5 protein-coding genes are annotated in these 13,021 nt (G+C 44.0%); all 5 read left to right on the top strand.

What is annotated here, in order from left to right:
* Positions 1 to 103: 103 nt before the first annotated feature.
* The 5 genes from ABD894_RS03125 (at position 104) to ABD894_RS03105 (ending at position 12,812) form a co-directional block, all read left to right on the top strand.
* On the top strand, positions 104 to 2,461 hold the full coding sequence (locus ABD894_RS03125; protein WP_345209521.1) for an ABC transporter permease: 2,358 nt from the start codon (positions 104 to 106) through the stop codon (positions 2,459 to 2,461).
* 156 nt (positions 2,462 to 2,617) lie between these two features.
* A complete protein-coding gene (locus ABD894_RS03120) occupies positions 2,618 to 4,981 on the top strand; it encodes an ABC transporter permease (RefSeq protein WP_345209520.1) in 2,364 nt (787 codons plus the stop codon).
* A 134-nt stretch (positions 4,982 to 5,115) separates the two neighbouring features.
* Entirely contained in the window at positions 5,116 to 7,533 is a 2,418-nt protein-coding gene (locus ABD894_RS03115; protein ID WP_345209519.1) for an ABC transporter permease, read from the top strand.
* Between the two features lie 310 nt (positions 7,534 to 7,843).
* Positions 7,844 to 10,261, top strand: coding sequence for an ABC transporter permease (locus tag ABD894_RS03110; protein WP_345209518.1), 2,418 nt, complete (start codon positions 7,844 to 7,846; stop codon positions 10,259 to 10,261).
* Between the two features lie 154 nt (positions 10,262 to 10,415).
* Positions 10,416 to 12,812: an FtsX-like permease family protein gene (locus ABD894_RS03105; RefSeq protein WP_345209517.1), complete on the top strand. Its 2,397-nt coding sequence runs from the start codon at positions 10,416 to 10,418 to the stop codon at positions 12,810 to 12,812.
* Positions 12,813 to 13,021: the final 209 nt, after the last annotated feature.

Genomic DNA, 13,021 nt, shown 5'->3' with positions numbered 1-13,021 from the left:
AAGCTGAAAGGTAAAAGGAGAGAGCCAGGAGCCGAAAGGGGAAAGCGTAAAGCTGAAAGGTAAAAAATGACCTCAATGACCAATGACTTAATGACTAACTAAAATGATAAGAAACTATTTAAAAACTGCCTGGCGTAACTTGTTGAAAAACAAGTTTTACTCGGCTATAAATATTGTGGGCTTAACGGCCGGTTTGGCTATTGGGATACTCATATTGCTTTGGGTACAGGATGAGTTGAGTTTTGATAGTTTTCATAAACAAACCAAAAATATTTACCGTTTGGAGCTTTTCGGTGGTACGGGTGCCAGCAGGCAGATCTGGTCGATTGATGTGGCACCGATAGGGCCGCTGGCCAAGCAGCAACTGCCCGATGTACAGGAACAAGTGCGGATAACACGCAATTATCTGTACTCGATGTATAAATACCAGGATAAGGTATTCGGCGATCAGCAAAACTTATTTGTTGATGCTTCCTTTTTTTCGGTATTTGATTATCCGCTGATAAAGGGAAATGCTGCAAAGCCTTTCACCGATGATAATTCTGTGATCATCACTCAAAAAACTGCTAAAAAATACTTTGGCGATGAGGATCCGATAGGTAAGGTAATAGTAGCCGATAACAAGGTGAACTTTACGGTGAGCGGACTGATCAAAGATTTCCCGCCAAACTCAAGTATGCAGTGCGATATGATAATGCCTATGGGGCATAAGATGAAGGATTTGCTTAGTCGTAATGTTGATGTAAATAACGATTTTAGCAATTTTGAATACGAAACTTATTTTCTGCTTAAACCGGGTGTTTCTACAGCGGCTTTAGCCAAAAAACTATTCGATATCCATATTAAGCATAAGGCCGACGATACCGATGTAGAGTACCTGTTGCTTCCGCTCGAAAAAATGCACCTCTACAATGCCGATGGTTCAAACCGTGGCGTACAAACCGTAAGGATCTTCATTATTGTGGCGATGCTGATATTGGTTATCGCTTGCATCAACTACGTAAACCTGTCAACCGCGCGTTCAATGCTGCGCTCAAAAGAGATCAGCATGCGTAAGATAATAGGCGCATCAAAATGGCACCTGTTTATGCAGTTTATTGTTGAAACAGCTTTGCTGTTTTCGGTAGCCGCGGTATGCGCGTTGGGTTTAATTTATGTGCTGATGCCGGTATTCAACCAGCTATCGGGCAAACAACTGGTGTTTAACCTGCGCGATTACCATATTTGGATGATCATATTGGCCACTATAACTGGTACTTTGGCTGCATCGAGCATTTATCCGGCATTGCTGCTGTCGTCGTTTGAGCCGCTTAAAGCCTTAAAGGGAAAAATTACCGCGGGTATTGGCGATGCCTTGTTCCGCAAAGTATTAGTGGTTACGCAGTTTTCTTTTTCCATAATGCTGATCATCGGGACAATCGTAATCACCCGCCAGCTAAGCTATATCCACTCGAAGGACCTCGGCTATGATAAATCGCATGTGTTTGGTTTTTGGATGCGCGATATGGATAAGCATTATGATGCTGTAAGGGCCGAACTGCTGAAGCAGCCGGGTGTGGTAAACGTTACCCGCTCAAGCTCCAATATTGTAAATCTTGGAAACATTTCCGGCGATAACAGCTGGGATGGAAAAGCCCCCGGACAAACCTTTATTGTACACCCCATGGCGGTTGATAAAGATTTTATATCCTTCTTTAAAATGAAGATGGTGCAGGGCAGCAGCTTTACAGGTGCTGTAAGCGATAGTACCCACTTTATTTTGAATGAGGCGGCTGTAAAAGAGATCGGTATGAAAAATCCTGTGGGCAAACGCTTCAGGCAATGGAAAACCGAAGGTACCATCATTGGGGTGGTAAAAGATTTCCACTTCGCATCCATGCGCGAAAAAATAGCCCCGGCTATTTTCTGCTACCGGCCAGATCTTTTCGCCACTATTTATGTAAAAACTACCGGTAAAGATGCCCCAAAGGCTATCAACGAGGCACAAGCCCAGTTTAAGCAATACAATGGCGAGTATCCGTTTGGCTATGCATTTATGGATGAAATATTCGATAACCTGTACAAAGGCGAGCAGCGGCAAGGAACCTTGTTTAATTACTTGTCGGCCATTGCCATAGTTATATCGTGCCTTGGCTTGCTGGGATTGGCTGCATACACCGCGCAAATACGCACCCGCGAAATAGGCGTACGTAAAATATTAGGTGCCAGTGTAAACGGTATAGTGGGCTTGCTGGCAAAAGATTTTATAAAGCTGGTATTTATAGCCATACTAATAGCTACGCCTATTGCCTGGTATGCCATGAGCCAATGGCTGCAAAACTTTACCTATCGCATACAGGTGGAATGGTGGGTATTTGTACTCGCGGGCTTTTTAGCTGTACTCATCGCTTTTATCACCATAGGTTTCCAATCGGTAAAAGCGGCCCTGGCCAACCCGGTGAAAAGCTTAAGAAGCGAGTAATTAAGGAGGATAAAGGTGAAAGCTGAAAGCGAAAAGACTAAAGCGAAAAGCAATGACAAATGACTATTGCCCAATGACTAAAGTAAAGCTAAAAGCAATGACTAATGACCATTGCCTAATGACTAAAAATAATGACTTATTAACAATTTACTGAATATGTTTAAGAATTATATAAGATCGGCCTGGAGAAATATTAAGAAGCATAAGGGATTTTCGTTTCTTAACGCGGGCGGGCTGGCTCTGGGGATGGCCAGCTGTATGTTGCTGTTATTGTATTCGGCCTATCATTTAGGTTACGACAGGCAATTTAAGGATAGCGAAAGCATCTACATTGTAGAAAACAACCAAAAGGGCGATGGGAAGATCTATACTTTTCCGGCTACACCTGCGCCTATGGCCGGGGCTTTGAAAAATACCGTGCCGGGAGTGGAGAAGGCCGCGCGGATAACCAGTTATAATGCAGGCGGTTTATTGGGTTATAAAGATAACAGCCTACGTAAGGACGGGCTCTTTGCCGATAATGATCTGTTTGGCATCCTGTCGTACAGGTTTATTAAGGGTAATCCAAATCGCGCGTTAACGCAGCCAAATTCTATCGTTATCACAGCTGATCTGGCGAAGGCATTGTTTGGCAATGATGATCCGATGAACAAGATGATCACCCGTAACAATAAAACACAACTGATGGTAAGCGGGGTAATTGAAAATGCACCGGCCAACTCTACCTACAAATTTGATTATATTATACCGTGGACTCTTTTTGAGAATGAGTACGACTGGGTGAAAACGTCGGGCTGGTCGAGCAATTTTATGCAAACACTGGTAAAGTTAAAGTCTCCGCAGTTTTTTGACAACGCCGATAAAATGACGCGTAAAATGATCATGAGCAACCAAAAGGAGTACGAGGCCGAAGCTATGCTGTACCCTTTTACCGCGCTGCACCTGCATTCGCTATTTGAAAACGGCAAATCGGTAGGCGGGTTGATAGATCAGATAAACCTTTTCATCATACTGGCTATTTGTATATTGCTGATAGCCTGCGTAAACTTTATGAACCTTTCAACCGCCAGGTCAGAAGAGCGTGCTAAAGAAGTGGGCATTCGCAAAGCCATTGGCTCCACCCGTGGCGCGCTGATATGGCAGTTCATTACCGAGTCGCTTATCCTTTCGGTAGCCTCATTGGTAGTGGCTGTAATACTGGTGCAGTTGAGCCTGCCATTCTTTAACCAATTACTAAAAGTACAGTTAAGTATACCATACCAAGAGCCCCTTACCTGGGTGTCGCTACTTGTGCTGGCATTGTTCACAGGGCTTATATCGGGCAGTTACCCGGCATTTTACCTGTCATCTTTTCAGCCGATAAAGGTATTGAAAGGATTGTTCAAGGGCGGTGGCAGCGCGTTATCTATCCGTAAGGTATTGGTAGTGGTGCAGTTTGGTTTCGCGGTATTTTTAATTACGGCTACCATTTGTATTTACAGGCAAATAAAATTTGTGCAGAGCAAATCTATAGGTTACAGCAAAAATGATTTGGTTGAGATAGATAGTGAAGGCGATTTGCCAAACAAGGCCGAAGTGCTGATCAACGATCTGAAAAAGAACAACATCATTACCAATGCCACCCATCTATCGCAAAGTATTACCAGTAATGGCAGCAATACCTGGGGCGTAAGCTGGCCGGGCAAAAATCCGGAACAGAAGATACTGTTTGACATGTTTAGGGTAGGATACGATTTCGTAGCTACATCAGGCGTTAAACTGATAGCCGGTCGTGAATTTTCGGAAGCTTACCCGGCAGATACCGCGGGCAAAAACGTGATCATTAACGAAACTGCCGCCAAGATCATGAACCTTAAAAATCCGATAGGTGCACAAATTACAGTTGACGGTCCGGTTACGGTTGTAGGCGTTTATAAAGATTTTGTATGGGGATCGCCGTACCAAAAAATATCGCCTATGATATCATATTGTAACATTAAAGGTGGTGTGATAGCTATGCGGCTTAACGGGAAAAGAAGCATCACCGCAAATATTGAGGGTATAGAAGCACAACTGAAGGAGATTAATCCATCTTACCCGGCCGATATACACTTTGTTGACAGCAACTTTGAAAAGAAGTTTCAGAACGAAAAAATGCTGGGTATGCTGGCGAACTTGTTTGGCGGTTTGGCAATTGTAATATCGTGCATGGGCTTGTTCGGCCTGGCCACTTACGCTGCCGAACAACGCACCAAAGAGATAGGCGTACGCAAAGTGCTGGGCGCCAGCGTAACCAGTTTGGCAGGCCTACTATCAAAAGACTTTTTAAAGCTGGTTACCATAGGTATTGTGATAGCCGTGCCGGTATCGCTTTGGGCTATGGGCAAATGGCTTCAAAACTACGAGTACCGGGTTGACCTAAGTTGGTGGGTACTCGCCATGGCCGGCCTCATCACCATTGTAATAGCCTTGGCAACAGTAAGTTTCCAGGCCATAAAAGCAGCACTGGCCAACCCCGTGAAAAGCTTAAGAAGCGAGTAATTAAGTAGTTAAAGGTTAAAGCTGAAAGCGAAAAGACTAAAGCAGAAAGGTAGGAGCAGAAGGTAAACAATGACTAATGCCCAATGACTAATGACCAAATGCCCCAATGACTAACAAAAAAATGACCAAATAAAATGATAAAGAACTATTTAAAAACCGCCTGGCGAACGCTTAAAATAAATAAGGTGTTCTCGTTCATAAATGTGTTTGGTTTGTCGGTTGGGTTGGCGTGTTGTATGCTCATTAGTTCGTATCTGTACCAGGAGCTTAATTATGATACCTATCCCGAAAAGTCGGGACAGATCTATCGTGTTGGTTTGCACCTAACCGAGAATGGTGCCATTACCGATTTCCCGTTTGTGGATGTTGCCGTTGGCGCGGGCATGAAGAATGCTATTCCGGGTATAACCGCTTCCGTGCGCCTTGCGGGTAGGGGGCCGGTTTATATTAAATATGGCAGTAACCAGTTTAAAGAGCAGCATATCGCATTAGCCGATTCGAATTTTCTGCAAATGTTTAGCATTCCGTTGCTGGAAGGTACCTACGCAAGCGCTTTAAAAGAGCCGCATAGTATAGTGATCACCAAGGCGATGGAAAAGAAATACTTTGGCAGCGCGAGCGCTATGGGTAAAATGCTGAACATCCCCGATAACTATCCGCTAAAAGTTACCGGTATCATTGAAAAGGTGCCCGATAATTCGCATTTCCATTATGATGGATTTATCAGCATGGCCAGCCTCACGCAATCTACCCAGCAAACGTGGAGCAATGTTAGCTACTTTACTTACCTTTTGCTTGATAAAGCTGCTGATCCGAAAAAAATAGAAGCCCGCTTCCCTGAACTGGTGGCCAAATATGTAGTGCCCGAAGTGCAGCACGACATGGGAGTAAGCCTGGCGCAGGCAAAAAACTCTGTTAATACTTTCCGTTTTTATTTACAGCCTATTACGGCTATTCACCTGCACTCAAGCAGCAAGTACGAGATAGAGCCTAACGGCGATATCAAATATGTATATATTTTGGGTGCACTGGCTATTTTTATACTGCTGCTGGCCTGCATCAACTTTACAAACCTGTCTACCGCGAGTTCGGCCAAGCGGGCTAAAGAGGTAGGTATCCGCAAGGTAATGGGCTCGTTAAAAGGATCGCTGGTTACCCAGTTTTTAGTTGAATCGGTAATGCTTACGGCCTTTGCTATGCTATTCGCTATTGGCTTGGTGTATTTGTTGTTGCCCTATTTTAACGAGCTGTGCCAGCGTAATATTCCGATGAGCTTTTTCTTCAATTACAAGATATTGCTTACCCAGGCCTTGCTTATATTGGGTGTAGGTGTACTGGCGGGCATCTATCCGGCATTTATATTATCATCGTTTCAAACCATTAGCGTATTAAAAGGCAGCTTAAGCACACAGCCATTAAAACGCAATTTCTTGCGTAGTGGGCTGGTGGTATTTCAGTTCGCGGTATCTACCGGGCTTATTATAGCCACCTTTATTGTTTATCAGCAACTGCATTTTATGCAGAACAAAAAGCTGGGGTATGATACCGACCAGATGATGGTAATTAACGATGCTTACGCCCTCGGCGAAAACATTATGGCCTTTAAAAATGAAATGGTGCAGGATAACCGCGTGATAAAAAGCACCATATCGGGCAGTGTACCGGGTGGCAGCGATTTGGATGGCACACAGATATACGCAAAAGAACATACCGGTAATGCCGACCGTAACGAGATCCACTCCAATATTTACCATGTAGATGAAGATTATATTACTACACTGGGTATACAACTGGCTAAAGGGCGTAATTTTTATGCTGGTTTAGCCGACACCTCATCGGTGATCATCAATGAAGCCGCGGTGCGCGATCTGGGTTGGTCGGGTACTGACCCAATTGGTAAAACCATCGTGAGATCAGGGCAAAGGCAGTTCACTGTAGTGGGGGTTATCAAAGATTTCCATTATACATCGGCCAAACAAAAAATAGCGCCGCTTATGCTGCTGGCCGGCCATAGCTACGGCAACTTTATTGTTAAAGTAAAAACCAAGGACATTAAACAATTGATAGGCAAACTCGAAACGCAGTGGAACGCCTATACTTCGGCAGCGCCTTTTAGTTATACTTTTTTAGATGAACAGTTTGCCTCGCTGTATTCGGCAGAATTACGTACCGGTAAGATATTTACTTCCTTCGCTGTAATCGCGCTTATTATAGCAAGCCTGGGCTTATTCGGATTGGCTGCTTACATGATGAGGTTGCGGGTAAAAGAAATAGGCATCCGTAAGGTGCTGGGCGCGTCATCTGCCAATATCACCAAAATGCTTTCGGCCGAATTTATACAATTGGTATTGATTGCCGTATTGATATCCGTACCTGTTACCTGGTACGCTATGGATCACTGGCTGCAAGACTTTGCTTACCGCATCCATATCCAATGGTGGGTATTTGTGCTGGCGGGTGCACTGGCCATGCTGATAGCCATAATAACAGTAAGCTTCCAATCGGTCAGAGCCGCTTTGTCAAATCCGGTGAAGAGCCTGAGAAGCGAATAAGTTGGAAAGCTGAAAGACTAAAGCTGAAAGGTAAATAGAGAAAGGTAGAAGCAGAAAGCTGAAAGACTAAAGCTGAAAGGTAAAAGGTAAGGCAGAAGGTAAATGACTTAATGCCCCAATGCCCAATGACTATTACCGAATGACTATTCACCACTGACCATTCACCACTGACTATTGTGTATCATAACCGTACACCCGCTGTTACGCTTGCGAACACGTTGGTATTGAGCGGTTGATTTAATGCGCTGATAAACAGTTGTTTGTTGTTTTGGTATGTGATTTAGGTTGAATAAGTAACACGATAATTATCATGATTAAAAACTATTTCAAGATAGCCTGGCGTAACATTGTACGTCATAAAGCATATTCAGCTATAAACATATCTGGTTTAATGGTGGGCATAGCCGCCTGCCTGCTCATTTTTGTTGTTGTACAATACGAGCTGAGCTTTAATAAAGACAATAAGAATTTCAATAACATATATCACCTGGTGACCCAATCGTACCAGGGTAATGAGGTGGGCTATAATCCGGGTGTATCAGTGCCGGCACTTGAGGCTTTGCGGGTTGATATGCCCGAGGCTAAAGTTGCCGCGTTTAATACAAGCTATGGCAGTCAGCTTACAGTTACCGATGGCGTAAGCGGCACCAACGATAAAAAGTTTTTGGAAGACATTGGCGTAGCCTTTGTTGAGCCGCAATATTTTGAAATTTTCGATGGCAAGTGGCTGGCCGGTAACAAAGCCGTATTGGGCGAACCTAATACCGTAGTACTTGATAAAAGTACCGCTACCAAATACTTTGGCGACTGGAAAAACGCCGAAGGTAAGGCCCTGAAAATGGATAACCTGATAGACCTTAAAGTGGGAGGCGTAATTGAAGATGTGCCATCAAACAGCGATTTTCCGTTCAAGGTAATGGTATCATACATCACCTGGAAAAGCTATGGTAAGGATTATAACTACTCGGCCGAATGGGGCAGTATCAGCAGCAACCACCAGATATATATGCTGTTACCTAAGAACTACACCGCTGCAAGCCTGAACAATCGTTTAAAAGCATTTTCAAACAAACATTATAAAGAAGGCATCCGCAGTAACCTCATCTTATCGCAGCCATTGAGCGATATGCACTTCGATGTTAAATTCGGTAACTCAACCGGCGACCACGTAACCACTAAGGCTACGCTGCGCACCTTAACTTTTATAGGCGTGCTTATCATCATAATGGCGTCAATCAACTTTATCAACCTTACTACGGCACAATCTGTTAGCCGCTCAAAAGAGGTGGGGATACGTAAGGTGCTGGGCAGCAACCGCAAGCAGCTCATTCTGCAAATTATTGGCGAAACTGCCATTATAGTGATGTGCGCGGGTTTATTGGCTATTGGTATAGCCAAATTAGGCATGCCCTACCTGCAAAATATAGCAAGTGTTCCAAAAGATTTGAGTCTGTTTAATACAGGTACTATTGTATTTTTTGTGGTGGTAGTGGTAACGGTTATCCTGCTTTCGGGTATTTACCCGGCACTGATATTATCGGGCTTTAAACCGGTACTGGCTATTAAAAATAAGATCACCGCGGCATCAGTCGGCGGCGTATCCTTACGCCGTGGTTTGGTAGTGGCGCAGTTCGCTATATCGCAATTGCTGATTATCGGTACCATTGTGGCAATTAACCAAATGAACTATGTAAACAATGCCGATCTGGGCTTTAGTAAGGATGCCGTTTTGGTTATTCCGGGTTATACCGATAGCTTGAGTTTGCAAAAGATGGATGCCTTTAAACAGCGTTTGCTGCAAAATCCTAAAGTTAAAGCGGTTTCTTTCGCTTCAGATGTGCCATCGTCAGAAAATAACTGGGGCAGCAACTTCTATTTTAACAACTCAAATGAAGATGGCGAGTTCACCGTGTTCCGTAAAATGGGTGATGTTGATTACTTTAAAACCTTCGGCTTAAAGTTTGCCGCCGGTAACGGTTACACCCAAAGCGATACCGCTAACCAGGCCGTGGTGAACGAAACCTTTGTACAAAAGTTAGGAATTAAAAATCCGAAAGACATTATTGGCAAAATGGTAAAAATAGGTGGTAGAACACCCTGGATACCTATAGTTGGCGTGGTGAAAGATTTTAAAACCAACTCACTGCGCGATGCCATTAAACCAATGGTTATTACCCCGATTAAAAAGTTTGAATCGCAATTGGCGGTAAAAATTCAGGTGGCGGACATTACCGGTACCGTGGCCGATATAAAACAACAATGGGAAAGTACCTATCCTGATTATGCCTACAACGGCTATTTTATGGATGAGCGCATAGCCCAGTTTTATAAACAGGAAAATCAACTTGCGTTGGTATACAAAATATTTGCAGGCATAGCCATCTTTATATCGTGCCTTGGCTTGTATGGCCTGGTATCATATATGGCAGTGCAGCGCACCCGCGAGGTGGGTATCCGCAAGGTACTTGGCGCGTCGATCACCAGTATTATCTTCCTGTTCTCCAAAGAATTTATCGTGCTGCTGGGTATCTCATTCCTCATCGCCATGCCAACGGCCTGGTACATGATGAACGGCTGGCTGCAAAACTTTGCTTACCGTATTGAGCTGGGGGCAGGTGTATTTATACTGGCTATTGTGGTATCGGTATTAATTGCATGTCTTACATTTGGCTACAAAGCCATCACAACAGCCCTTATCAACCCGGTTAAAAGCTTAAGAGGGGAGTGAGGGGAAGGTTAAGTTGAAAGACGAAAGCGAAAAGCTTAAAGGCTAAAGCTGAAAGCAAAAAGGTTAAAACTTAAAGGTAAAAGGCAATGGCCATTGACCATGGACTATGGACCATCGACCATTGACTATCCACCAACGACTAAAATAAAATATTATGTTCAAAACGTATTTCAAGATAGCGTTACGCAAACTGTCGAAAAATAAACTTTATTCTATCGTAAACATAGTAGGTTTAACGGTGGGCATCACCAGTTGTCTGCTCATTGGGCTATATATCATTAACGAAACAGGTTACGATAAGTTCCAGAAGAATGCCGACAGGATAGTACGTGTAACCATGGAATACGGCGAACCGGGTAATATGAATAAGGCGGTTACTACGGGTACTAAGGCAGGTCCGCAATTGCAGCGTACCTTTCCGCAAATTGAAACTTACGTAAGGGTTATCAATTACTCAAGCGTGGTAAAGTATGAGGATAAGGTATTTACCGAACCGCGTTTTCTTTTTGCCGATGCCGGTTTCTTTAATGTGTTCAGCTTTCCGTTATTGGAAGGTGATGCTAAATCGGCACTGGATGGCCCGAGAAAAGTGGTGATATCGGCCTCAACAGCCCATAAATATTTTGGCAATGCCGATCCGGTAGGTAAAGTGCTCAACGTAAACAGCGACCGCGAATACCAGGTAACCGGCGTAGTAGCCGATGCGCCCGAAAACTCGCAGATCAAATACGATTTTATAGCTTCTTTCTCCACGCTTTCAGCATCAAAAACCGAAGAATGGTGGACAGCCAATTACATTACTTATTTGATGCTGGATAAAAAGGAATCGATAGCCCCACTGCAAACCCAAATAAACGCCTACATGACCAATGTAAGCGCCAACGAACTTAAAATGGGCAAGGCGCAACTGGTATACAACGCCCAACCCATGAAAGAGGTACACCTGCACTCTGATTTGGGCGGATTGGAAGCAAACGGCAGCATTAAAACCATTTATGTGATCAGTATTATCGCTTTGCTGATACTGGTTATAGCTTGTATCAACTATACCAACCTGGCCACGGTACAATCAAGTGGCCGCAGTGCCGAAATCGGTATCCGCAAGGTATTGGGCGCGCAAAAAGGACAACTGTTTGGTCAGTTCATCGGCGAATCATTTTTGATCACCTTACTGTCGCTTACTTTGGCTATTGTATTGACTGCGGCTTTAATGCCGTACTTTAATGATTTGACAGGTAAAGTACTTGCCATCGCTTCCTTATTTAAGCCACTGCCTGTTGCCGCGCTGGTGCTGCTATGTGTATTGGTAGGTTTTGCTTCGGGCAGTTACCCGGCGCTTGTACTGGCCAATGCCAAATTGATCAGTACCCTTAAATCGGGGTTGCGCCTTAGTTCATCAGGGAGTTATTTCCGTAAAACGCTTATCGTATTTCAGTTCGCGGTATCAATATGCCTTATCGTATCCACGTTTGTAATATTACAGCAGCTCAACTTTATGCGCAATAAAGATCTGGGTTACGATAGGGAACACGTAATTGTACTGCCTGTTGACGAGCAAATGCAAAACAGCTATGAAGCCATTAAAGCGGCCATTAGCGTAAATCCTAATGTGATCAGCGTGAGCGGTGCCAATGCCAGCCCTACATCAGTAGGTTGGGGCGATGGCATCGATGTGGATAACGGACAAAAGAACGTTAGTTTACAAATTACTGCTCTGCCGTCTGACCTTGGTTTCATCAAAACCATGAACATGAAGATCATCGCCGGAATGGATTATACCGAAGCCGACTATGCCCAGATGGATACCAGCAACCACGGAAAAAATTTCAAATACGCCTTTATACTGAACGAAACAGCGGTTAAAGCGCTTGGATTAACGCCGGAACAGGCAATTGGTCGTCGTGCCGAAAAAGGTGGTACGCCGGGCGTGATCAAAGCGGTGATAAAAGATTTCAACTTCGCGTCGCTGCACGAAAATGTTGGTCCGCTGATGCTGTTTCTCGATAAGCAATTTACCAACGATATCTTCATTAAAACCAATGGTAAAAATATTCCGGCCACGCTAAGCTTCCTGAAAGCGATGTGGAAAGAGCGTGTACCGCACCGCCCGTTCGAGTACAGCTTTTTGGATGAAAATTATAACAAGCTATACGTAACCGAACAAAAAACGGCGCAGATATTCAGTACGTTCTCTACCCTCGCCATTTTACTGGCCTGCCTTGGTTTGTTCGCGCTGGCGGCATTTGCTACTATGCAGCGCACCAAAGAGATAGGTATTCGTAAGGTACTTGGCGCGAGTGTAAGCGGTATAGTAGGGTTGATATCAAAAGAGTTTTTAGTGCTTACGCTGATAGCCATTGTAATAGCATCACCAGCCGCCTGGTACTTTATGAATAAATGGCTACAGGATTTTGCTTACCGCATAAATATACAATGGTGGGTGTTTGTAGTAGCCGGTGGCTTAACGCTTGTTATTGCCTTTATTACGGTTTCGCTGCAATCAATAAAAGCGGCGATAGCCAACCCGGTAAAAAGCTTGCGTAGTGAATAGGGGTGAAAGCGGAAAGCTGAAAGGATAGAGGTTAAAGCCGAAAGGTAATGACTACTCATTACTGCCTATTCACTATTCCCTACTGACCATTGACTACTGCCCAATGACTTAATGCCCAAATGCCCCAATGACCATTAAAAAGGTGTATCATAACCGTACGCATCTTGTACATAAACGAACACTTTATTAATAGCTTTTTTAATTTATTT

The organism is Mucilaginibacter gynuensis, from assembly GCF_039541195.1.
Lineage (GTDB): Bacteria > Bacteroidota > Bacteroidia > Sphingobacteriales > Sphingobacteriaceae > Mucilaginibacter > Mucilaginibacter gynuensis.
Note: the sequence above shows the minus strand (reverse complement) of the source record. Positions and strands in the feature narration are given on the sequence as shown.